The following is a 23,396-nucleotide window of genomic DNA, read 5'->3' on the forward strand; positions in this document are numbered from 1 at the left end:
TAGCCGCAAACGGGGCCGGAGTTGACGTCGGTGGCATCGATGCGCGCGGCGCGCAACATCATGCTCGGGACGCGCGCCGCTGGGCCGTGCGCAGTGGCGCACGACCGTGCCGGATTACATCGGCCAGACGAAGGCTTCGTGCGCGTGCGAGGTCTTGCCGATATCCACCGGGCGCTGGACCGTCTTGCCGTCGTGGCTCGCCGTGATCACGTAGTGGCCGTTGGGCAGCGTCACGAGCATGAACGGGCCGTCGGTGCGGGTGGAGACGAGCGGCTGGCCGTGCGCGTCGGCAATCTTCACGGGTACGTTCGCGAGGTATTCGTTGCCGTTCGCCGACTGGCGCGCGAATTCGAGCGAGAGCGGATAGCGCGACATCGCGGCCTTGAACGCCGCCGATTGGTCGCTGCCGATGCCGCCGGACAGGTACGAGACGTTGCCGGCGTGGTGCGCCGGCGGCAGGGCGCTGGCGGTGGCGGCGGGCGCCGGGGTGTTCGTGGTGCTCACGGTCGCGGCGAAAGCGCTTTGTGCGCCGAACGCAAGCGCGAGGGCGGCGGTGAGCGAGATGGCCGCGCCCATCCACGGAGTCGAGCGTGCTTTCATTTTTACCTCCTATGGGTCGGATACGCCGGCGCGTGTTACGCGCCGGACGAATCCAGCCTAGGCAGCGCGGCTTAAAAGTCCCTTAAAACACGGGTGAGCACGTCTTTCGGCTGCTTACGCCGCGCTTGTTCACCGCACAATCATGCCGGTGAGCACATAAGCCTGAATCAGCGTCATGAGGCCGACTACCGCCGCGAAAAAGAGGCTATGGCGCACCGTGAAGCGGAACAGCGCCGCTTCCTTGCCGACGAGGCCCGTGGCTGCGCAAGCCACCGCGATCGATTGCGGCGAGATCATCTTGCCGCTCACGCCGCCCGAGGTATTGGCGGCGACGAGCAGCGTGTCCGACACGCCGATCTGGTGCGCCGTGGTGTGCTGCAGCGAGCAGAACAGGGCATTCGACGAGGTGTCCGAGCCGGTCAGGAACACGCCGAGCCAGCCGAGGAACGGCGAGAAAAACGGGAACGCGGCGCCGGTGCCGGCCAGCGCGAGCGCCAGCGTCGAGGACATGCCCGAGTAGTTCGCGACGAACGCGAAGGCCAGCACGAGGCCGATCGAGAGCACCGGGCGGCGCAATTCGCCGAGGGTTTCGAAAAATGCCGCAACGGCGGCGCGCGGCTTCATCTTCAGCACGATCGTGGAAACGATGGCGGTGAGCATGATCGCGGTGCCCACGGCGGAGAGCCAGTCGATTTTCAGCACCGCTTCATAGGGCTTGGCCGAAGCCACGATGGGCGCGGTGCGCACCACGAGCTGATCGAGTCCCGGCACATGAAAGCTCAGCACGGTGCCGGCGAGCGCGCCTTTCGCGGCGAACAGCGCTTTGAACGGCTTGATGCTCCACACCGTGACGATGGCGGTCAGCAGGAAGAACGGCGACCACGCGCGCACGGTCTGGCCGATGTTGTAAGGCGATGCCTGGCGGCTCGACGACGGGTTCGCCGCAGCGCCATCGGAACCGCCGCCGAAGCCGCCCAGCGCAGCCGCTCCGCCGCTCACGCGCAGATTCGCGGTTGTCCCGGCCTGTGCCGCGCGCCGTGGCTGCCACACCTTGAGGAACGCGGCGAGCGACACGAGGCTCACGAGCGCCGAGGTGATGTCCGGCAACTCGGGTCCGATGTGATTCGAGGTGAAGTACTGCGTCACGGCGAAGCTGGCGCCGGCCACGAGCGCCGCGGGCCAGGTCTCCTTGACGCCGCGCTTGCCGTCCATGATGAAGACGAGCCAGAACGGCACGAACAGCGAGAGCAGCGGCAACTGGCGTCCCGCCATCGCGCCGATCAGGAACGGGTCGATGCCGGTCACCTGGCCCGCGACGATGATGGGAATGCCCATCGCGCCGAACGCCACGGGCGCGGTGTTGGCGATGAGGCACAGGCCCGCCGCGTAGAGCGGCTCGAAGCCGAGGCCGACCAGCAGCGCCGAGGTGATCGCGACCGGCGCGCCGAAGCCCGCCGCGCCTTCGAGGAACGCGCCGAACGAAAAGCCGATCAGCAGCACTTGCAGGCGCTGATCGTCGGTGATCGAGAGCACGGAGGCGCGAATGATCTCGAACTGCCCGGTCTTCACGACGATCTTGTAGAGGAACACGGCGGTCACGATGATCCACGCAATCGGCCACAGGCCATAGGCGAAGCCGAAGCCCGCCGAAACGAGTGCCTGGCGCACCGGCATGCCGTATTCGAAGATGGCCACGGCCAGCGCGAGCGCGAGCGTGATGGCCGCGGCGACGTGGCCTTTGAGCCGCAGACCGGCGAGCGCGACGAAAAAGAACACGATGGGCACGACGGCCACGAGCGCGGACAGCCAGAGGCTGCCAAGGGGGGTATAGATCTGATGCCAGGGTTGCATGACGGTCTCCTCCGTGGATGCGGGGCGAATTCGCGATTTAATTTCGCATGCCTGATGAAATGGGTTCTGGTGTTCTGTCTATTGCGGTTGGTCTCGCTCGCGCAGCAAATCGTGCAGGCTGCGCGGCGCGGGTTTGAGCGGCGTGCGATGCTGGGTCCAGCCCATCTGCTGCGCAGGCGCGAGCGCGCGCAGGCGCGTCGCGGCCCAGCGCAGCGCGCGATACGCGCGCGGATGCGCGAACGCGCCGCTCCAGAAGCGCCAGACGAACTGCTCGCCTCGGCTGTGATTCGCACCCTGGCCACGCAGCGGATGCGCGACGGCTTCGTCGGGCGAGCGGTTCGCCTCGGTGCGCAGACGCACCAGCAGGTCCGGAATCGGAATGCGCACGGGGCAGACTTCGCCGCACGCGCCGCACAGGCTCGATGCGGTCGGCAGGTCGGCGGTCGCGTCGAGCCCGAGCAGATGCGGCGAGATGATCTTGCCGATCGGGCCGGGGTAGGTCGTGCCGTAGGCGTGCCCGCCGATGCGCGCATACACCGGGCAGTGATTCATGCACGCGCCGCAGCGGATGCATTGCAGCGTGGCGCGCAGTTGCGCGTCGGCGTAGGCCTGGGTTCGGCCGTTGTCGAGCAGCACGAGATGCACCTCGCGCGGCCCGTCCTTTTCGCCGGCGCGGCGCGGGCTGCTGATGAGGTTGAAGTACGTGGTGATCGGCTGGCCCGTGGCCGAGCGCGTGAGCAGGCTCGAAAGCGGCACGATATGCGCGAGCTTCGCGACCACCTTTTCCATGCCCATGATCGCGATATGCACGTCGGGCACCGTGGTCGAAAGGCGGCCGTTGCCCTCGTTCTCGACGAGCCACAGCGTGCCCGTGTCGGCGGCGGCGAAGTTCACGCCCGATAGACCGATCTGCGCATTCACGAACGCGCGGCGCAGCGCGCGGCGGCCCGTCTGGATGAGCGTATCCACGTCCTCCGTGTAGGGCGTATCGGGAATATGCGCTTCGAACAGATGCCCGATATCGCCCTTGGTCTTGTGGATCGCGGGCATCACGATATGCGAGGGCTTTTCGCCCGCGAGCTGCACGATGTACTCGCCCATGTCCGACTCGATGCAGTCGATGCCGCGCTCGGCGAGGTAATGGTTCAGCTCGATCTCCTCGCTCGCCATCGACTTGCCCTTGATGACGCGCTTGGCCGCGTGCCGCTGCGCAATGCCGTGGACGATGCGGTTGGCGTCGTCGGCGGTCTCGGCCCAGTGCACGTGGATGCCGTTTTCCTTCAGCTTCGCTTCGAGCTGTTCCAGCAATTCGGGCAGGCGTGCGAGCGCGTGCTGGCGCACCGCTTCGCCGAGGTCGCGCAGTTGCTCTAGTTCATCGGCGTCGGGGAATTGCACGGCGCGCTTGCCTTGCAGAAAATCCATCGCGCCGCGAAAGCTCTGGCGCAACTGCGGATCGTCGAGCGCCGCGCGGGCGCGTTCGCGGAATTCGGCGGTGGGCACGAAATGCAGCGGGTTTTCGTGCTGCGCGGCTCGCGTCGGGCTGGCGGTCTTGCTCATTGCGCGGCTCCGTGCTGGGGAAAATTCGCGGACGTTCCGATCTCGCAGGCGGTCTCGTCCGCGGGTTCGTCAATATCGTCATCCGTGACGACGATCACCCACAGCGCGCGCGGCCCGTGCGCGCCGTAAGCCGTGGTTTGCTGGATGTCCGAGGTCTTCGAGGGGCCCGAGATCATCACGAGGTTGGTGGGCATGCCGTCGCGCCAGCGTTCGGCAGCAACGGCCGCATGCAGGTCCGCGTGCAGCGTGGGCGCGTGGATCAGCGCGACGTGCAGCGGCGGCACCAGCGAGACGGTGCGCGGCGCGTTGGCGTCGGGGACGACCACGAGCGTGCCGGTGGCCGCGAGGCCCGAGCGCGCGACGGTGAAGCCCGCGTCGATGCTTTCGAACAGTTCGGACTTCCAGGTTTCGATCGGCTCCGCGTAGCCGCGTGCTTCGATGCCGGTTGCGGCGGCGTGCAGCGCGTCGACGAGCGCCGCGCCTTCGGCGCTCGACGTGTCGAGCAACAGTCGCTTCACGCCGGCGGCCGCGAGGCGCTGCGCGAGTTCGGCGGGCCAGTTCCGCGCGCTCGCGCGGACGACCTCGGCGTGCGCGGCCTCCAGCATGTGCTGGAACTGCGCGATGCGGGCCGGCTGGGTGGCAAGCGTCCCAGCGTCCTGGGCGCGTTGCTGGGCATAGTGCGCGTCGATGCGCTGGTCGAGCGCGTCCACCGGCACTGGCGCGGCGCCCTCGTTCGCGCCGGCGCGCAGCCGGCCGAGCATGCGCACGCGGGCGCCCAGTGTGTCCAGGATGTCGACGGGGTTGATCGTGGCGGCGCTCATGCGGCCTCCCCGCCGGTGCGGCGCCAGAGGAACGAAGCGAGGTGCTCGACGGCGAGCGGCGCGCCCTTGTGCTCGGCAGCATGGCCGATATTGAGCAGGCACCCGCAGTCGGCGGACACGAGCCGGTTGCAGCCGGTCGCGCACGCCGAGGCGATCTTGTCGGCGACCATCGCGCCCGAGATGTCGGGGTGCTTCAGCGAGAACGTGCCGCCGAAGCCGCAACATTCGGATTCGCGCTCGTGGTCGACGCGCGTGATGCCGGGCAGCGCGTCGACGGCTTCCACGCCGTGCACGCGCGTGCCCATTTCGCGGCGCGCGCCGCACGAGGTATGGAGCACGACGCGTTCTGCGGGCTGCTTCAGCGCGGCATCGCCATAGGCGCCGGCGGCGCTCAGGTCCACGTTCAGCACGCGCACGAGAAATTCAGTGAGTTCGTAGATGCGTCCCGAGAGCGCTTGAGCCCGTGCTGCATCGGCTTTATCGGCTTCATTGCCTGCGTCGCCTTCGAACAGGGCGGGCCAGTGATGCCGCATCATGCCCGCGCACGAGCCGGAGGGCACGATCACGGGCCACGGTTGATCGAACAGGCCGAGCTGCGCCCGGGCCACCTCGCGCGCTTCGCGCGGGTTGCCGCTGCTATAGGCGGGCTGCCCGCAGCAGCTCTGGGCGCGCGGGAAGTGGACCGTGAGCCCTTCGCGCTCTAGCAGCTTGACCGCGTCGAGCCCGGCCTGCGGCACGAACAGGTCGACGAGGCAGGTCGCGAACAGGTAGACGTCGGTGGGGCGTGGACCGTTGGGGTATTGCCGTGGCTTCATGTCTCGTTCGTATGGCTCTCGGTATGGGTCGGTGCCGAATGGCGCGGAATGGCGCGCCTGGCCGCGATGGCGACGGCAGGTGTGTGGGCGCATAATCCTCGCTTCGGGTGGCGTGCTCAAACTGGTTGGACCAGTGGCTGATCGGCGGCTGACAAGTGACTGACCAGCGGGCAGACTCGCCGCCGCCGAAGCACACGAGGGGCGGGGGATATCAATGAGGGACAGGGCCGGCGCGCGCGGACGCGCGGAAACGGTGATGCGGCAAATGGAGACGTCGTTGCTCGACGGCACGTGGCGCGCGGGGACCAAGCTGCCCTCCGAGCGCGTGCTCGCGCAGGAGTACGGCGTGGCGCGCAACACGGTGCGCGAGGCGATCCAGCGGCTTGCCGCGCGTGGGCTGGTGGCGAGCCGCGCGGGCGCGGGCGTGTTCGTGACCGACCAGTTGCGCACCGGTTTTGTCTCCCCGTGGGGGCAACTGGTGGCCGACCATCCCGCGCTGCGCGACGACATCCTCGAATTTCGCCGCGTGCTGGAGGGCGCGACCGCGTATTTCGCGGCGATGCGCGCGAGCGACGACGAACTCGCGCGCATTCGCGCGCTGGTGCAGGAACTGGAACGCACGCGTGCCTGCGACGACAAGGTTGCCGAAGCCGCCGCCGACGCGAAGCTGCACGAGGTGATCGCGCAGGCCTCGCACAACGCGATGTTCCTGCACCTGCACACGAGTGTGCTGGGCATGCTGCGCGAGCACATCACGATCAACGGCACGGGTTTGCGCGAGCAGAACGCGGATGCCTCGGAGCATCTGCTGTTGCAGCACCGCACGCTGTGCGAAGCGATTCTCACGCGGCGTCCGGAGGAGGCGCGCACGGCGATGCAAACCCATATCGACTTCGTGCGCACGCGGGTGAACGAGGAGCACAGCGCGCCTGCAACTGGCCCAACCAGTGCGAAGAAACGCCGGGCACGCAAGAAGCCGGCCTCACCTGAAGACTGCTAAAGTTGGCGCTCAGGCCGATGCAGCGCGAGGACCTTCGCGCAGCGCCCGCAGGAACACGATGAGAAGGAGGCCAGGCCATGAACTCGCCCGTCGCGCGTATCGAGTCCCTGAGCGCCCTCACGCTCACCGTGAGCGACATCGCGCGTTCGGTGCGCTTTTACGAGGCGCTCGGCTTCGTGCACCAACCCGGTGCCGCGATTGCCGGGTTCGCGTCGTTCGTGCTGGGCGGTGGGGGCGGGGGCGGCGTGTGTTTTCTGAACCTGCTCGAAGGGCCGCACGACAGGATCGAAGGGTGGGGCCGCGCGATCTTCTATGTCTCGGACGTGGACGCCTTTTACGCGCAGGTGCTGGCCGCGGGTCTCAAGCCCGAATTCGCGCCGCAGGATGCGCCGTGGCGCGAGCGCTATTTTCATCTCGTCGATCCTGACGGCCACGAGTTGAGCTTCGCGAAGCCGCTGGCCTGAGGCGCGGCGCGCGGCGATGCATCTGAAATACGCCTGACACCCGCAGCGCCGATAGTGCGCGGGTTGCCATTCATTGCATGAGGAGTAGTCGCCATGAACGAACGGGAGCGTGCCCAGCGCAGCGCGCGCGAATCCGGTGGTGCGGTTGACAGGGAAGCCAGTGCGGACACCGTGCAGCACCGCCGCCGCCGGCTCGAAGAAGAGCTCATCGACGCTTACGACGAAGAGCTTGAAATGGAAGTCGACGACCGCCTCCAGGAAATCGGCATCGAGATCGGCGAGGAGGCGCGCGCGCTGCGCCGCGTCTATTTCCGCGAGCTGATCCGGCTGCAGGGCGAGCTCGTCAAGATGCAGGACTGGATCGTGAGCACGGGCCACCGGCTCGTGGTGATCTTCGAAGGCCGCGACGCGGCGGGCAAGGGCGGTGTCATCAAGCGCATCACGCAGCGTCTGAATCCGCGCATGTGCCGCGTGGCCGCGCTGCCCGCGCCGAACAACCGCGAGCGCACGCAATGGTATTTCCAGCGCTACGTGCAGCATCTGCCCGCGGGCGGCGAAATGGTGCTGTTCGACCGCAGCTGGTACAACCGCGCGGGCGTCGAGCGCGTGATGAACTTCTGCACCGACGAGGAATACGAAGAGTTTTTCCGCTCGGTGCCGGAGTTCGAGAAGATGCTCGTGAGGAGCGGCATCCAGATCGTCAAGTACTGGTTCTCGATCACGGACGACGAACAGGAAGTGCGCTTCCAGAGCCGCATCGAAGATCCGCTCAAGCAGTGGAAGCTCTCGCCGATGGACCTCGAAAGCCGCCGCCGCTGGGAGCAGTACACGCACGTGAAGGAAGTCATGCTGCAGCGCTCGCATATTCCCGAAGCGCCGTGGTGGGTGGTGCAGGGCGTCGACAAGAAGCGCGCGCGCCTGAACTGCATCCATCATCTGCTGAGCCAGGTGCCGTATCACGAGATCGAGCACGCGAGCGTGACGCTGCCCTCGCGCGTGCATCATCCGGATTACATTCGCCAGCCGGTGTCGCAAGACATGATCGTGCCGGACGTCTATTGACGGTGTTGGCCGGGCATGCCGCGCCGGCCGCGCGGCATGCCCGGAACCTCAGAACGTATGGCGGAACACCCAGTAGAGGGCGCCCGCGAGCGCGATCGAGGCGGGTAGCGTGAGCACCCACGCGAGCACGAGGCTACGTACTGTGCTCCATTGCAGGCCCGAGCCGTTCGCGGCCATCGTGCCCGCTACGCCCGAAGAGAGTACGTGCGTGGTCGAGACCGGCAGGCCGTACATATCGGCCGCGCCGATGGTGGCCATGGCCACGAGTTCCGCGCAGCCGCCCTGGCCGTAGGTCAGGTGCTGCTTGCCGATGCGCTCGCCCACCGTCACCACGATGCGCTTCCATCCCACCATCGTGCCCAGCCCGAGCGCGATCGCCACGGCCACCTTCACCCAGGTCGGGATGAACTTGGTCGCGTGGTCGATCTGGCTGCGGAAATTGTGGATCGCGCGGGCGTCGGCTTCGGCGAACGCGGGCTGCTTCGCCTTCTCCATCAGCCGGATCGCCTCGGAAATCACGTACATGTTGTTGCGCACGTTGTCGACAACCGATTGCGGCACCGCCGCCATCGAACCGTAGCCTTCGACCTGCTGGCCCACCTGCGTCGAGAGCGAGGCGAGCGCGGGCACCGTCTGCGGCGTGAGCGTGCGCGTGTTGATGTAGCGCTCGACTTCGGCGCGCACGGCATTCGGGCCCGTGGGCGCGGCCACGCCGTGGGTGTAGTTGCCGAGCGTGCGCGCGGCCTGCTGCGAAACCGCGACGAAGGTCTGCGACTCGCTCGCCGTCACGGTCTTGTTGAGTGCATAGGCGGTGGGCACAGTGCCGATCAGGATCAGCATGATGAGGCCCATGCCTTTCTGGCCGTCGTTGGAGCCGTGCGCGAACGAGACCCCCGTGCAGGTGAGAATCAGCAGCGCGCGAATCCAGAACGGCGGCGGCTCGCTGCTCTTGGGCTCGGCGTAGAGTTCGGGCACGCGCACGAGCGCCTTGAGCACGAGCAGCAACAGCGCGGAGGCAAGAAAGCCGACGACGGGCGAGAACAGCAGCGACTTACCCACGCCGATCGCCTGGCTCCAGTCGACGCCGCTCGTTCCGCCCGCGCCGTGCATCAGCTGGTTCATCAGCCCCACGCCGATGATCGAGCCGATCAGCGTATGCGAGCTCGACGAAGGCAGGCCGAAGTACCACGTGCCGAGATTCCAGATGATCGCAGCGATCAGGAGTGCGAAGACCATCGCGAAGCCCGCGCTGCTGCCCACCTGGAGGATCAGCTCGACGGGCAGCAGTTGCAGGATGCCGAACGCCACCGCGCCGGTGGAAGTGAGCACGCCGAGGAAGTTCCACGCGCCGGACCAGACCACGGCCAGGTTGGGCGTGAGCGAGTGCGTGTAGATGACTGTCGCCACCGCATTCGCGGTATCGTGGAAGCCGTTCACGAATTCGAAGCCCAGCGCGATGAAGAGCGCGATCACGAGCAGGAACCACGGCAGCGCGGAGTGCTCGCGCACGGGCGAGAGGTCGTCGGCGAGATGCATGCCCACATAGACGGCGCCCGCGCCAATGACGAGCAGAAAGACCAGCAGGCTCGCGTTGCGCCCGCGCGTGGAGGTGGCGCCGGGCGGGGGTGACAGGGAAAGATCCGGCATGACGAACTGGCTCCTCGAACGGGGTGCACGGAGCGTCGCGCAGGCAGGGAGGGCGCAAAGCGACGGGGGAAGGCAACGCCTCCGATCATGCAAAGTGCTTATGACGCATTGATGACGTTTTTGCGCAAGCCGCGCAGCCGCGCCCGGAGGGGCGGGCGTTGCGCGGTCCTCGCGCGAGTCGATTGACGGAGATTGCGCACGTGCCTGACCGCGCTCACAAGCCCGCAGGGGAGCCATCCGCCGGAAACGCATCCGCCCCCGCGCGGACCGTATTGGTTCCCCATTTGCGGCTGCGCGCGCACAACTGGATCTTCGCGCGCGGCAAGTGGGCCACGCGGCTGATCGGCCGCAATCCGTTCTTCGGCGGGCTGTCGGGCACGCTGGTCGCCACGGTGATGGCGGCCCTGACCTATACGGCGCTCTATGCGGGCCGCGCCGAAGAGATGCGTCATGCGGGTGAGAATTCGAACAACATCGTGCGTCTCGCGAGCAGCGACATCGCGCGCAATGTCGAGCTCTACGATCTCTCGTTGCGCGCCGTGGTGGCGGGCGCGCAGCAGCCCGAGACGTGGGCGCTGCCACAGGCGCTGCGCCAGCGCGTGCTGTTCGATCGCGCGACGGCGGCATCGTTTCTGGGCGGCGCCTATGTGCTGGACACGCAAGGGCGCGTGAAGGCCTCGCAGAGCACCGACGACACGCCCGGCGTCTCGGTCGCCGACCGCGACTATTTTCTGGCCCAGCAACGCAATCCCGATGCGGGCCTCTTCATCTCGAAGCCCTTTGCGTCGCGCTTGCGTCACGGCGTGCTCTCGGTCGGGCTTTCGCGGCGCATCAATGCGCCCGATGGCACGTTCGCGGGCGTCGCGCTGATCGTCGTGAGGCTCGAATACTTTCAGCGGCTCGTCGACCGCGTCGACATCGGGCGCGACGGCGGCGTCTTCATCATCATGCAGGACGGCACGCTGGTTGCAAGCAAGCCGCCCATGCCGCTCGGGGTGGGCGCGGATTACTCGAGCTGGCGCAACTACAAGATCATCTCGCGGCACGACGCGGGCACCTTCACGGCGCACGCGGAAGCGGACGGCGTGGAGCGCCTCTACACCTACGCGCACGTGGGCCACACGCCCATCATCGTGGGCGTCGCGCCCGCCGTCGACGACATTCTCGCGGGCTGGCGAAGCCGCGCGTATCTGGCTGTTGCGATGACGACGGTGTTCGGCGGCGCCTGGGTGGTGGTGTCCTGGGTGCTCGCATTCGCCTTGCGCGACAAGGTGATCGCCGAAGCCGAATTGCAGCGCCTCGCGGTGACCGACCCGCTCACGGGCCTCGCGAATCGCCGCGCGCTCGATCAGCGGCTACAGGTCGAATGGAACCGGGCGTCGCGCGAACGGACGCCGCTCTCGGTGCTGTTCTTCGACGTCGATCACTTCAAGCTGTTCAACGACACTTACGGCCACGCCGCCGGCGACGAAGTGCTCAAGCTCGTGGCCGAGCGCATTGCCTCGGGCACGCAGCGCACTTCTGACATGGCGGCGCGCTACGGCGGCGAGGAGTTCGCGGTGCTGCTGCCCGGCACGGCGCTGGAGGGCGCGCGCAAGATCGCGGACAAGATCCGGCGGCGCATCGAGATGGCCAACCTCGCACATCGCGGCTCGCACTACGGCCGTGTCACGGTGAGCGTGGGTTGCGCGAGTTGCGAGCCGCCCGCGGGCGAAAGCGGCGCGAAGCTGCTCGCTGCCGCCGACGCACTGCTATACGAGGCCAAGGCTGCGGGCCGCAACCAGGTGTGCGCGAAGCCATGGAGCGGCGGCGCGGCGGCGTAGCGTGTTGTGGCAGGGCAGCCGCGTCGTTGTCGTGGCCGCCCGTGTGGTTGCGCTCAGTTGCCCGTGGTTGCTTCCGGTTGCCCCGGGTTGCTCATGAATCGGCCGTTCAGCGCGCCGACTTCGACAGGCGATGGCCAAGACCGAGATTCGAAACGATCTGCCAGGTATAGACGCGCGAATAGTGCACGCCGAACTGACGGCCGATCAACTCGCGCACGCGGCTGTTGGTCCACGCATCGCTCGGAAAGCCATGCTCGCGCGCGGAGCCGTGCAGCGCGCTCGCGATCCAGCCCATTGCGGCCTTGTCGAGCACGGAAGGCCGGCCGCCCACGCTCATCTGCTGGAGCGCGGCGAGGCCGCCGTCTTCGACTATCGACTTGTAGCGGCGCACCGTCTGGGCGGAGAGGTGCAAAGAGTCGGCCACGGTGTGTACCGTCGCGCCTTCCACCAACATCTGGCCGGCGGCCATCCTGCGCGCGACGCTCGGCAAATTCTCGGTTCGGGTAAGCATGTGATCACTCGTCAACGAAAGATTTAGGACATGCGGCTTGCGGATGCCGCTCCTGTCAACCCTTTCAGTGCGTGCGGGTCTTCTCGCTTGCCACGGCTCGCATGGCTCTTGCTCGATGTCGGGCCGTCGCGGACGGCGAAACAATGCGCCTCGCAGGGCGCGTGCGGATCGCATTGGCGTTCCGCAGGAGATATTAATAATTGTTTTTGTAGGGAATGTGTATAGCCAGCGGAAAAATAGTCTGCTTGACTTACGGATTGTCCTGGACTATCGGGAAAAATTAACCTATCCAAATCGCTTAACTAGCCTGTGAATGTTGTTCATTCCTGACATGATGGTGCCGTCATTAAGGCAATTGAAATGTTTGTAATCGTTGTTTTTGGCCCATTGCAGGGGCACCTGGCGAGAGCAAATCGGTAATTTTGGGCAGAATGCGCTTTCCGAATTTGCATGAATCGTTTTGGAAATTCTATTCGATTCGGACCGAATGGGCTTCCCGGTTTTGCTTCACCGCGCATTTCGAAGCGAACGGGATCATGGGCCGCATGAAGATCCAATTGATGATTCGCTTGATGATCTAAAAAGCATGAGTAAAGAACTCGACGAAAAGGTTGAACGTCTGCTGCGGCGCGCGGCGAGCCGACGTGGCCTCGTATCCTATGGTGCGTTTCATGCGTTGTTCGCGCAGAGCGTGCCGCTGCACGAACGTTACGAAAAACTGGAAGCCGCTGCGGCGGCGTTGTGCGAGCCGCGCGTGGCCGACTACGCATCGCTGCTCGCGACGGCTTCGGGTCTGCCGGGGCCGGACTTCTATCTGCGTTTTCGGCGTTTGCATGCGGAGCGCTATTACGCGCCGCTTGGCGCCGACCGCAATCGCATGCTCAAGCTGGTGGAGAAGCGCCAATTCGCGAGCGAGGAGCGCGAGCGCGTGTACGACCACTATCGCAGCACCGCAGAGGTTGCGGTGCTCGCGTGACGGAATGATTTAGTCGACGCGATTGCGATCGCGCACGAGGATCGTGACGTACACCGCCGTGCAGACGAGGATCACGGCAACGCCGGCGACCACCTTGGTGTGATTGAATTGCACGAGCCCGATCACGGCGAGGGCAATGCCGGCGGCGGAGCCGAGTGTGCCGAGCGCGGCGACGAATATGCGCATCTTGCTCCAGATGCGATGGCGCCGTTCGGGGCCTGCGCCTTCCCTCAAGCGTTCGAAAGTCATACCGGTATTTCCCGTTTTTTCCCGTTGATGGCGGACCGCATTGCACGATGCAATACGGCATTCGCCCAGATGAAACGATTATAGCGGTCGGGCGATTCCACGCTTTCGGCGCGCGCGCGTCATGCCACGCGGCGCAAGTTTCACGCGCTGGGACGCGCACTTTTGAGTGCGTTTAAGTTTGCCTTAATGTTGCCTCGCCATTATGAACAGGTCGGGTCGATTCGATAGTCGATTCGCGGTTGTTCTTCACGTCCCCTGTTAACCGCCGTTGCCATACGGCGGTTTTTTTTGCCCATCGATGGACCGGGCAAGCTCACTCGTGTTCGGGAAATCCCGCGCGTCCTTGTGTCAGGTCGCGCAGCACTTCGCGCGCGGCATCGAGAGCGGTGGCCGGAAGCTGGATTGTGAGCCGCACGGTCATCGTGTAGCGGCTGTCGGCGAGCGTGTGCTGCTCCTGCTCGATCCAGTGCCGCACGCGTGTTTCGTCGGCATAGCTCACCTCCACGATCAGGCGCGCCTGAGCGATGCGCTCCACGCGCTGCGCGTTCTGCAGCGCACTCGCGATGGCGTCGGTATAAGCGCGCACGAGCCCGCCCGCGCCGAGCTTCACGCCGCCGTAATAACGCACCACCGCGGCGAGCACGCCGTCGAGGTCGTGATGGCGCAGCACTTCGAGAATGGGGCGGCCTGCGGTGCCCGAGGGCTCGCCGTCGTCGGACATGCCGGACTGGCCGCCCGCGAGCAGCGCCCAGCAGACATGGGTGGCAGTGGGGTGTTCGTTGCGCAGGCGGCGCAGCTCGGCCATGGCCGCTTCGCGGCCGTCGACCGGAATCGCGAGGCCGATAAAGCGGCTCTTGCGGATCTCGAGCTCCGCGCTGACGGTTGAGGCAAGGGTATAAGTGGGCAAAGCGGGCAGTGCGGCGTGAGCAAAAGCGTGATGTTAGCGGATGCGGGCAGCAATGCGGTTGCTTGGGCCGCGAGCCTTTGCGCGGGTTCGCGCTGCCCAGGACACGCTGAACACGATGCGTCCCGCAATCTCTCAGATTACGTAATGGTTTCTTGCGTTTGCGCTAATGACGTATCGGCCACCAAGGCCGATAATACGCTGCATGACGGATCTAGCTCTGGCTGGAGCGACGCCGAACTCCTCATTCGGTGATCCGTCATATTTCGAATTCGTCGCGGCGCTGCAGGTCTTGCGCCGCGCTTCTCCTGAAGCTCCCCCCAAGCTCATTTCCCAGGTTACGCGCAGAAAAAACCCCGGTCGGGACGTTGTCCATCGGCCGGGGTCATAAAGCTCGCCTGTTCTCAAGAGGCGACGCCACATTACGCCTGTCAAAATTCCACGGCAATAAAAAAAGCCCGGCTTGCACCGGGCTTCCAAGTGTGACCGCATCCGTTGCCGGATGCGGCACCTGCAAAACTTCCTGCGCTGTTGACGCTTAAGCCGCGAGCAGCGAACGCAGCACGAACGGCAGGATACCGCCGTGCTTGTAGTAGTCGACTTCGATCGGCGTGTCGATGCGCAGCAGCACCTGGACGCGCTCATCCTTGCCGTCTTTACGGTGGATCACGAGCGTCAGATCCTGTTGCGGCTTGAAGTTGTCGGTCAGGCCTTCGACGTCGAACGTTTCGTCGCCGGTCAGGCCGAGCGACTGCACGCTGTCCGAACCCTTGAACTGCAGCGGCAGCACGCCCATGCCCACGAGGTTCGAGCGGTGGATGCGCTCGAAGCTGCGTGCAACCACGGCCTTTACGCCCAGCAACTGCGTGCCCTTGGCCGCCCAGTCGCGCGACGAGCCCGTGCCGTACTCTTCGCCCGCGAACACCATGGTGGGCGTGCCGGCGTCGATGTACTTCATGGCGGCGTCGTAAATCGACAGCTGTTCGCCGCTCGGCTGATGGATCGTCAGGCCGCCTTCGACGCGCGTGCCGTCGGCCTTCGCCGGGATCATGAGGTTCTTGATGCGCACGTTCGCGAACGTGCCGCGCATCATGACGTCATGGTTGCCGCGGCGCGAGCCGTAGCTGTTGAAGTCGGCCTTCTGCACGCCGTTTTCCTTGAGCCACTTGCCTGCGGGCGAGTCTTCCTTGATCGAGCCGGCCGGGCTGATGTGGTCGGTCGTGACCGAGTCGCCGAAGATGCCCAGCGCGCGCGCGCCCTTGACCTCGGCCACTGACGACGACGGCGTCATCGAGAAGTCGCTGCCGAAGAACGGCGGCTCGGCGATATAGGTCGACTTCGGCCAGTCGTAGACCTGGCCTTCCTCGCCCTCGATCTTGCTCCACAGGTCGCCCTTCTTCGTGAGCTGGCTGTAGTTCTTCTGGTAGACGTCGGCATCCATCGCGAACTTGAGCAGCGCGTTGATTTCCTCGCTGCTCGGCCAGATGTCGCCGAGGTAGATGTCGTGGCCGCCCTTGCCCTTGCCGACCGGCTCGGTCATCAGGTCACGCGTAATGTTGCCCGCGATCGCGTAAGCGACGACCAGCGGCGGCGAGGCCAGGAAGTTCGCGCGGATGTTCGGGTGAATGCGCGCCTCGAAGTTGCGGTTGCCCGACAGCACCGCCGCCGCGACCACGTCGTTCTTCGTGATCGACTCGTTCAACTCCGGCGTGAGGTCGCCCGCATTGCCGATACAGGTCGTGCAGCCGTAGGCCGCGAGTTCGAAGCCGAGCTTCGAGAGGTAGGGCAGCAGGCCGGTCTTCGTCAGGTATTCCGTGACGATGCGAGACCCCGGGGCGAGCGAGGTCTTGATGTGCGGCGCCACCGTGAGGCCGGCTTCCACGGCCTTCTTGGCCAGCAGGCCCGCGGCCAGCAGCACGCTCGGGTTCGACGTGTTGGTGCACGACGTGATCGCGGCGATCAGCACGTCGCCGTTATGCAGCTTGACCTTCTCGCCCGCCGCGTATTCGGCCGTGAGGTCGGCGGCCTTCTTGTTGAAGCCGTTTTCCGCGACCGGCTTCGAGAACAGGTCGATGAAGTTCGACTTCACGTGACCGATCTCGATGCGGTCTTGCGGGCGCTTCGGACCGGCCAGCGACGGTGCAACCGTGCCGAGGTCGAGCGTGAGCGTCTTCGTGTAGTCGATGTCGCCGGCCTTCGGAATGCCGTAGAGCTCTTGCGCCTTGAAGTAGTTCTCGAACGCCGAGATCTCGGCTTCGGTGCGGCCCGTGCCCTTGAAGTAGTCGATGGTTTTGTCGTCGACCGGGAAGAAGCCCATGGTCGCGCCGTATTCCGGCGCCATGTTGCCGATGGTCGCGCGGTCCGGCAGCGACAGCGAAGCCGTGCCTTCGCCGAAGAACTCGACGAACTTGCCGACGACTTTCTCCTTGCGCAGCATTTCCGTGATCGTGAGCACGAGGTCGGTGGCCGTGCAGCCTTCGCGCAGCTTGCCCTTGAGCTCCACGCCCACCACGTCGGGCGTGAGGAAGTACACCGGCTGGCCGAGCATGCCCGCTTCGGCCTCGATACCGCCCACGCCCCAGCCCACCACGCCGATGCCGTTGATCATGGTGGTGTGCGAGTCGGTGCCGACCAGCGTGTCCGGGTAGTACACGGTATCGGCGCCATCAGCCTTCTTGTGCACGCCGCGCGCGAGGTACTCGAGGTTCACCTGGTGGACGATGCCGATGCCCGGCGGCACGACCTTGAACGTATCGAACGCCTGCATGCCCCACTTCATGAACTGATAGCGCTCGTTGTTGCGCTGGAATTCCAGCTTCATGTTCAGGTCGAGCGCGTCCTTCTGGCGGAAGTAGTCGATCTGCACCGAGTGGTCGACCACGAGGTCCACCGGCACGAGCGGCTCGATGACCTTGGGGTCCTTGCCAACTTGCTTCGCGACGCCGCGCATGGCCGCGATATCGGCGAGCAGCGGCACGCCGGTGAAGTCTTGCAGCACGACGCGCGAGACGACGAACGGGATTTCATCGACGCGGGCAGCGGTGGGCTTCCAGTTCGCGAGCTGCTCGATATGCTCTTCCGCGATCTTCTTGCCGTCATAGTTGCGCAGCACGGACTCGAGCACGATACGGATCGAGACCGGCAGGCGATGGATCTTCACGCCGAGCTGCTTGCCAAGGTGCGGCAGCGAGTAGAACTTGCCTTTGCCGGAACCGCTGTCGAATTCCTTTAGCGTTTTGTGGAGGTTGTGGGCCATGGTGTTTTCCTTCGTTTAATCGCGGAAATAACGCTTTGCTACACAGTTTGCTGCCAGTTTGCCTGCTTGCTCAGATTACGTACAAGTCGACGTACTCGTTCACCGGCATGGCTTCGAGCCGCGCCGCATCGAGCGAAACGTCGAGGATCGCCTGCTGCTGCTTCGCGGGGAAGCGGCGCGCGAGGTTGGTCCTGAACTTCTCGATCAGGAGCGGCGTGCCTTCGTTGCGGCGCCGCTTGTGACCGATGGGGTATTCCACCACGACTTCGTCGAGCGTTGTACCGTTGTTGAGTTCGACGGTGAGCGCATTCGCGATCGAGCGCTTGAGCGGGTCGTGATAATCCTTCGTGAACTGGGGATCTTCTACGCAAACCGTCTTCGCGCGCAAGGCGTCGATGCGCGGGTCCTGCGCAACGACGTCTTCGTAATCGGCGGCGGTGAGACGCCCGAAAATGAGCGGCACGGCCACCATGTACTGGATGCAGTGGTCGCGGTCGGCCGGGTTCGCGAGCGGGCCGCTCTTGTCGATGATGCGGATCGCTGCTTCATGCGTGCGAATGGTGATCCGCTGGATGTCCTGGGCGCTCTTGCCTTGTTGCGCGAGCACGGCGTGCAGCGTCATCGCGGCTTCGGCGGCGGTCTGCGCGTGGAATTCGGCGGGGAACGCAATCTTGAACAGCACGTTCTCCATCACGTACGAGCCGTACGGGCGCTGGAACTGGAACGGCTGGCCCTTGAACGAGACGTCGTAAAAGCCCCAGGTCTTCGCGGTGAGCGCGGACGGGTAGCCCATCTCGCCCGTCTTCGCGATCAGCGCGAGGCGCACCGCGCGCGAGGTGGCGTCGCCGGCGGCCCATGACTTGCGCGAGCCGGTATTGGGCGCGTGGCGGTAGGTGCGCAGTGCCTGGCCGTCGACCATCGCGAGCGAAACGGCGTTGATCAGTTCGTCGCGCGTGAGCCCGAGCATCAGCCCGACCACCGCGGTCGAGGCGAGCTTCACGAGCAGCACGTGGTCGAGACCGACCTTGTTGAACGAGTTCTCCAGCGCCATGCAGCCTTGGATCTCGTGCGCCTTCACCATGGCTTCGAGCACGTGCTTCATGGTGAGCGGCGGTTTGCCCTGAGCGACGGCCGTGCGCGAGAGCCAGTCGGCGGTCGCGAGTATGCCGCCCAGGTTGTCCGACGGATGGCCCCATTCGGCGGCCAGCCAGGTGTCGTTGAAGTCGAGCCAGCGGATCATCGCGCCGATGTTGAACGCGGCCTGAACCGGATCGAGCTGGAATGAGGTGCCCGGCACCTTCGCGCCGTGCGGGACGATCGTGCCCGGCACGAGCGGTCCCAGCAGCTTGGTGCAGGCGGGGTAGGAGAGCGCCTCGAGTCCGCAGCCGAGCGTGTCCAGCAGGCAGTAGCGTGCGGTCGACAGGGCGAGTGCGCTGTCGACCTCGAAATCGAGCACGTAGTCGACGATGTCGACCAGTACCCGATCCGGCTGCGGCCTGACGTTGGCGACGGGTGCGGACATCGAGGCGTTCCCGATGCGGCGCGCTTACTGGCTGGCGCCCGCTGCCGGTGCCGCTGCCGGTGCGCGCAGCGCGTTGGCTTGGGTCGGCGCCATTGCGCCTTGCTGCATCGCAACGGTCTTGCACTCGTCGGCCAGGCGCGAGCTGTCCTTGTCCGAGAACAGCATCGCCTTGGTCGGGATCACGACCAGGTCGAGGCCGGTTGCGGCGTCGTGGAAGCGGTCAGCGCCCGTCGTCGTGGTCTGGCGCGGCAGGTTGTAGTTCTTGTTCGCCCAGTGAACGGTGACGATCTGGTCACGCGCCATGTCGCCCTTAAGGTCGAAGGCCAGGCCTTCGTTGCACGACCAGTGTTCCGAGCCCGCCGGGACCGGATCGACCTTCGCTTCCTTGGCCGGGTTGGCCTTGCGCTTGATGATCTTGTGCTTCGGTGCCGGCTTCTTGGCGGTGGCCGTCGTGGTTTGCGCGGCGGCCTCAGTGGCCGCCAGCATCATCGTGGTGGACAGCGCGCCGATAACGGTGGCGATCAGCAGTTTTTTCATGGAGTCGGACCTATATCTCTTTTGAATCGGTTGATCAGGCGGGGCTGCGAGGGCGCAGTCGCCGGGTGCATTGCGCGCGCGCCGAAAGCGCGCAGCGGACGCTATTTTCACCTATTTGCCGATACGAGCCAGGATTTTTGCGATTTGAAAAAATTTAGCTTGTCACTCAGGAATTTACTTGCGGTATAGGGACGCCCGGTTAGGGGCGCCCGGCTAGGGGCGCCCTAATCGAACAGCGGCGCGGCTTCGTCGGGCACGGCGCGCCCCGTCGCGCGGGCGCGGCGCAGCACGGACCAGTAGTAACGGTAGCTCGCGCGGTCGTGCAGCGTGTCGCCATGGCGGATCGGACCCCATTTATCGGCTTGCGCGGCCAGCAGGATCTCGGCGGCGGTGGCGATTTCCTCGTCGCGGGGCGCAAAGGCGGCAACGATGGCCGGAATCTGCGCGGGATGGATGCTCCACATGCGCGTGTAGCCGAATTCATTGCGCGCGCGGAGCGCGTCGTTCGCAACGACATCCATGTCGCGCACTTCGGTGCTGACATTGTGTGACGGAACCTTGCCGAATGCATGGCAGGCCGCGGCGATTTCCAGCTTCGCGCGGCGCACGAGCGGGTGGTCGAACTGGCCTGGCGAGCGCATGGCGGTGTCGGGAATTGCGCCGTCGTGCGCGGAGACGAAGTCCATCAGGCCGAAACTGAGCGCTTGCACGCCGCGCAGCGCGGCGAGGTCGAACACGCGCGCGAGCGCGCCGTGGGTTTCGACGAGCAGTTGCACGGGAATCGGCTGTGCGATGCCCATCTCGGTGCGGGTGGCCTCGACGAACGCCGTCATTTCGGCGGCATCGGCCACGGTGCGGATCTTCGGCAGCGTGATGAAGGCGGGTGCGCGCTTCGCGGAGCGCAGGATCAGGCGCACGTCGTCGCGCCAGTGCGGATGATGGAAGTCGTGAATGCGCACACCCACGCGCCCGAAGCGGTCGTGCTCGCCGCCGATTAGCGACGCGACGAGCTCCGCGTGCTCGGCTTCGCGGCCGACCTGGGCGCCGTCTTCACAATCGAGCGTGATGTCGAATACCGGGCCAAGCTCTTGCTGCAGCGCGAGCGATTTCAGCATCAGCTTCTCGCTGCCGGCGTAGTGGTCGCACACGGGCAGGAGGACGGGCGGCGCTTCGCCGTCAAACAGCACTTCGGCGGGGGAGAGTGCGCGCATCTTCGGCGTCAGGGGACGAGTGTTGGGGTAGGAGCCAGATCGCAGGCCGCCTGGGGACAAGCGGCCTGCGATCTGGCGCGAGACGCGGGGCGTTGGCTGCGGCGCTCGCGCAAAAAACCGGAACCCGCTGTGCCGCCGCGGATTCCGGTTTGCCTGCGCCGGCTTACTTGCCGAGCAGGTGAGCGACGCCGTCGCGCTCTTCGAGCAGCTCGTTGAGCGTGCCGTCCATCTTCTCGCGCGAGAACGCGTCGATTTCGAGGCCTTCGACGCGCTTGTACTCGCCGTTTTCGCAGGTCACCGGCACGCCGTAGACGATGTCTTCGGGGATGCCGTACGAGCCGTCCGACGGGATGCCCATCGTGACCCACTTGCCGTTCGTGCCGAGGACCCAGTCACGCACGTGGTCGATTGCTGCGTTGGCGGCCGAGGCTGCCGACGAGAGGCCGCGCGCTTCGATGATCGCCGCGCCGCGCTTGCCGACCGTCGGGATGAAGGTGTTGCGGTTCCATTCGTCGTCGTTGATCAGCTTGGTCAGCGACTGGCCGTCCACCGTGGCGACACGGAAGTCGGGGTACATCGTGGGCGAGTGGTTGCCCCACACGGCGAGCTTCTCGATCGAAGCGACCGGTTTGCCCGACTTGGCGGCCAGTTGCGAGAGCGCGCGGTTGTGGTCCAGACGCAGCATGGCGGTGAAGTTCTTCTTCGGCAGATCCGGAGCCGACTTCATGGCGATGTAGGCGTTCGTGTTGGCCGGGTTGCCGACGACCAGCACCTTCACGTCGCGGCTGGCGACGTCGTTGAGGGCCTTGCCCTGAACCGTGAAGATTTCGGCGTTGGCCGAGAGCAGGTCCTTACGCTCCATGCCCTTCGAACGGGGGCGTGCGCCGACCAGCAGGGCGACGTCGGCGTCCTTGAACGCGACCTTGGGGTCGTCGGTAATGACCACGCCTTGGAGCAGCGGGAATGCGCAGTCGTCCAGTTCCATCACGACGCCCTTGACGGCAGCTTGCGCCTGCGGCAGGTCGAGCAGTTGCAGGATGACGGGCTGATCCTTGCCGAGCAGGTCGCCGTTCGCAATGCGGAACAGCAGGGAGTAAGCGATCTGACCTGCGGCGCCGGTGACGGCAACGCGCTTTGCGGACTTAGCCATTGAAAATCTCCAGGAAGATGCGTTAGACGCCAGGGTAAAACGCCATTCTATATGCGCGCTACACCAGACGTTCATGAATCCGGCGAACCCGCTTCCGGGCGGCGTGCGAGGCCATCGAGCATCGCGCCGCGCGCCCGGAGGCGGGCCGCCATATAACCCGTGAGCACGGTGGAACAGCGTGTGCGGGGCGCTCCTGCGACGCATTTCGCCACGAGGTGTATGCTGCTTGCCAACCCTCGGAGTCGCCCGCAAACCCTTGCTCGACCGGCAGTTTAGGAGCCGGGAGAGGCAAAGTCAACAGTATCTTATGTCTTATATAAGACATATCTATTGCGTCCAAAAGGGTAGATTTCCGGGGGGCTTTATGTTGAAATGCGCGCCATGAGTGCGAACCCGGTCAGCAACGCGAATTCATCCGCTCCCGAGAGCGGCGCCAACGCGTCTGCGTCCGCAACGGCTGCGGCCACGTCTCCTACTTTCAGCCCGCTCTATCAGCAGATCAAGGGGCTCATTACGCAGAGCCTCGTGTCCGGCGAATGGAAGCCCGGCGAAATCATCCCCAGCGAAGTCGAACTGGCCGCCCGCTACAAGGTGAGCCAGGGGACCGTGCGCAAGGCGATCGATGAACTCGCGGCCGACAATCTGTTGGTGCGTCGTCAGGGCAAGGGCACTTTTGTTGCAACGCACAATGAAGAGCGCGCCCAGTTCCGCTTTCTGAGATTGCTGGCCGACGATGGCGCCGAGCACCCGCACGTGAGCAAGCTGCTCGAGTGCCGGCGCATGCGCGCGTCCGCCGACATCGCGCGCCAACTCGAGCTCAAGCCCGCCGACCCGGTCGTGCTGATCCGGCGCCTGCTGGAGTTCGACAGCGAAAGCACCGTGCTCGATGAAATCTGGTTGCCCGGCGGCGTGTTCCGCGGCCTGACGGCTGAGCGCCTCGCCGAGTACAAAGGACCGCTCTACGCCATGTTCGAAGCGGATTTCGGCACGCGCATGATTCGCGCGACCGAGAAGATTCGCGCCGTGGCCGCCGAGCCCATGGTTGCCGACCTGCTTAATATTCCGGCCGGTTTTCCTTTGCTATCTGTCGAGCGAGTGTCCTATACCTATGGAGATCGCCCGGTCGAGGTCCGCCGCGGTTGGTATGTCACAACTGGGTACTACTATCAGAATGACTTGAGTTGATGAGGTGAGCGCCCGCGCAAGCAGGAGCGCACGCACCTTGTGCGCTGACTTTTCGCACGCGCATCCCCGGCTCCAGAGTGGGATTTCGCTGCAGCGCGATATGAAAAGGCGCTAAAATTGCGTATTAGTGTTAACACATAGTAGGGGTCTAGCATGGCTGAAGCCACAAAAAAACCGAGGCCGGAATTCCGGAACATCGGGCTTGGGCAGATATTGTTCGCATACCGTCTGCCACTCGCGGGGCGCGTGTCGATC

General features: G+C 65.4%; 20 protein-coding genes and 1 pseudogene. 7 read left to right on the top strand and 14 right to left on the bottom strand.

From position 1 onward, the window contains the following. Positions 1-114 precede the first annotated feature (114 nt). The 5 genes from HV773_RS23780 to HV773_RS23800 all read right to left on the bottom strand — a co-directional run bounded on the left by HV773_RS23780 (position 115) and on the right by HV773_RS23800 (position 5,644). Positions 115-600 (bottom strand): peptidase associated/transthyretin-like domain-containing protein, encoded by a 486-nt coding sequence (locus tag HV773_RS23780; protein ID WP_246282379.1) that lies wholly within the window; start codon positions 598-600, stop codon positions 115-117. A gap of 129 nt (positions 601-729) precedes the next feature. Next, positions 730-2,451, bottom strand: coding sequence for a lactate permease LctP family transporter (locus tag HV773_RS23785; protein WP_175196989.1), 1,722 nt, complete (start codon positions 2,449-2,451; stop codon positions 730-732). Between the two features lie 78 nt (positions 2,452-2,529). Continuing rightward, positions 2,530-4,008 (bottom strand): LutB/LldF family L-lactate oxidation iron-sulfur protein, encoded by a 1,479-nt coding sequence (locus HV773_RS23790; RefSeq protein ID WP_175196990.1) that lies wholly within the window; start codon positions 4,006-4,008, stop codon positions 2,530-2,532. Then, positions 4,005-4,829 carry a LutC/YkgG family protein gene (locus HV773_RS23795; RefSeq protein ID WP_246282380.1) on the bottom strand — a complete coding sequence of 275 codons (825 nt, stop codon included), beginning with the start codon at positions 4,827-4,829 and terminating at the stop codon, positions 4,005-4,007. The genes HV773_RS23790 and HV773_RS23795 overlap by 4 nt, the downstream gene beginning before the upstream one ends. Beyond that, a complete protein-coding gene (locus HV773_RS23800; RefSeq protein WP_175196991.1) occupies positions 4,826-5,644 on the bottom strand; it encodes a (Fe-S)-binding protein in 819 nt (272 codons plus the stop codon). The genes HV773_RS23795 and HV773_RS23800 overlap by 4 nt, the downstream gene beginning before the upstream one ends. Positions 5,645-5,900: 256 nt before the next feature. Between HV773_RS23800 and HV773_RS23805 the strand changes: the two genes are divergently transcribed. The 3 genes from HV773_RS23805 (at position 5,901) to ppk2 (ending at position 8,170) form a co-directional block, all read left to right on the top strand. Next, complete coding sequence (locus HV773_RS23805; protein WP_175197011.1) at positions 5,901-6,644, top strand: FadR/GntR family transcriptional regulator; 744 nt, start codon at positions 5,901-5,903, stop codon at positions 6,642-6,644. Between the two features lie 77 nt (positions 6,645-6,721). Then, the gene (locus HV773_RS23810) at positions 6,722-7,108 is read left to right on the top strand and encodes a VOC family protein (protein WP_175196992.1); all 387 of its coding nucleotides are present in this window, start codon (positions 6,722-6,724) and stop codon (positions 7,106-7,108) included. A 93-nt stretch (positions 7,109-7,201) separates the two neighbouring features. Beyond that, positions 7,202-8,170: a polyphosphate kinase 2 gene (gene ppk2, locus HV773_RS23815; protein WP_175196993.1), complete on the top strand. Its 969-nt coding sequence runs from the start codon at positions 7,202-7,204 to the stop codon at positions 8,168-8,170. A gap of 48 nt (positions 8,171-8,218) precedes the next feature. Here the strand turns inward: ppk2 and HV773_RS23820 are convergent, their stop codons facing one another. Then, positions 8,219-9,817: an inorganic phosphate transporter gene (locus HV773_RS23820; RefSeq protein ID WP_175196994.1), complete on the bottom strand. Its 1,599-nt coding sequence runs from the start codon at positions 9,815-9,817 to the stop codon at positions 8,219-8,221. A 272-nt stretch (positions 9,818-10,089) separates the two neighbouring features. Here HV773_RS23820 and HV773_RS23825 point away from each other — a divergent pair, with 272 nt between their 5' ends. After that, positions 10,090-11,640: a sensor domain-containing diguanylate cyclase gene (locus HV773_RS23825; RefSeq protein WP_246282381.1), complete on the top strand. Its 1,551-nt coding sequence runs from the start codon at positions 10,090-10,092 to the stop codon at positions 11,638-11,640. Positions 11,641-11,746: 106 nt separating this feature from the next. Here the strand turns inward: HV773_RS23825 and HV773_RS23830 are convergent, their stop codons facing one another. Further along, positions 11,747-12,151: a helix-turn-helix domain-containing protein gene (locus HV773_RS23830; RefSeq protein ID WP_175196995.1), complete on the bottom strand. Its 405-nt coding sequence runs from the start codon at positions 12,149-12,151 to the stop codon at positions 11,747-11,749. 586 nt (positions 12,152-12,737) lie between these two features. Here HV773_RS23830 and HV773_RS23835 point away from each other — a divergent pair. Next, positions 12,738-13,127 (top strand): hypothetical protein, encoded by a 390-nt coding sequence (locus HV773_RS23835; RefSeq protein WP_175196996.1) that lies wholly within the window; start codon positions 12,738-12,740, stop codon positions 13,125-13,127. A 9-nt stretch (positions 13,128-13,136) separates the two neighbouring features. Here HV773_RS23835 and HV773_RS23840 read toward each other — a convergent pair whose 3' ends face one another. The 7 genes from HV773_RS23840 to HV773_RS23870 all read right to left on the bottom strand — a co-directional run bounded on the left by HV773_RS23840 (position 13,137) and on the right by HV773_RS23870 (position 21,956). Next, on the bottom strand, positions 13,137-13,376 hold the full coding sequence (locus HV773_RS23840; RefSeq protein ID WP_175196997.1) for a DUF2964 family protein: 240 nt from the start codon (positions 13,374-13,376) through the stop codon (positions 13,137-13,139). 313 nt (positions 13,377-13,689) lie between these two features. Then, positions 13,690-14,283 carry an IMPACT family protein gene (locus tag HV773_RS23845; protein WP_175196998.1) on the bottom strand — a complete coding sequence of 198 codons (594 nt, stop codon included), beginning with the start codon at positions 14,281-14,283 and terminating at the stop codon, positions 13,690-13,692. A gap of 535 nt (positions 14,284-14,818) precedes the next feature. Beyond that, positions 14,819-17,536, bottom strand: coding sequence for an aconitate hydratase AcnA (gene acnA, locus HV773_RS23850; RefSeq protein WP_175196999.1), 2,718 nt, complete (start codon positions 17,534-17,536; stop codon positions 14,819-14,821). A gap of 70 nt (positions 17,537-17,606) precedes the next feature. Continuing rightward, the gene (locus HV773_RS23855; RefSeq protein WP_175197000.1) at positions 17,607-19,058 is read right to left on the bottom strand and encodes a bifunctional 2-methylcitrate dehydratase/aconitate hydratase; all 1,452 of its coding nucleotides are present in this window, start codon (positions 19,056-19,058) and stop codon (positions 17,607-17,609) included. Positions 19,059-19,082: 24 nt separating this feature from the next. Next, a complete protein-coding gene (locus HV773_RS23860) occupies positions 19,083-19,595 on the bottom strand; it encodes a hypothetical protein (RefSeq protein WP_175197001.1) in 513 nt (170 codons plus the stop codon). 224 nt (positions 19,596-19,819) lie between these two features. Further along, on the bottom strand, positions 19,820-20,806 hold the full coding sequence (locus HV773_RS23865) for an HpcH/HpaI aldolase/citrate lyase family protein (protein ID WP_175197002.1): 987 nt from the start codon (positions 20,804-20,806) through the stop codon (positions 19,820-19,822). Between the two features lie 163 nt (positions 20,807-20,969). After that, complete coding sequence (locus HV773_RS23870) at positions 20,970-21,956, bottom strand: malate dehydrogenase (protein ID WP_175197003.1); 987 nt, start codon at positions 21,954-21,956, stop codon at positions 20,970-20,972. A gap of 372 nt (positions 21,957-22,328) precedes the next feature. On the opposite strand from HV773_RS23870, the gene HV773_RS23875 reads away from it, so the two are divergent. Both HV773_RS23875 and HV773_RS23880 read left to right on the top strand, forming a co-directional pair. Beyond that, on the top strand, positions 22,329-23,141 hold the full coding sequence (locus tag HV773_RS23875; RefSeq protein ID WP_377729211.1) for a GntR family transcriptional regulator: 813 nt from the start codon (positions 22,329-22,331) through the stop codon (positions 23,139-23,141). 153 nt (positions 23,142-23,294) lie between these two features. Continuing rightward, positions 23,295-23,396 (top strand): annotated as a pseudogene (locus tag HV773_RS23880) (succinate dehydrogenase, cytochrome b556 subunit); the annotation flags it as partial.

This window comes from Paraburkholderia caffeinitolerans (assembly GCF_902859945.1).
Lineage (GTDB): Bacteria > Pseudomonadota > Gammaproteobacteria > Burkholderiales > Burkholderiaceae > Paraburkholderia > Paraburkholderia caffeinitolerans.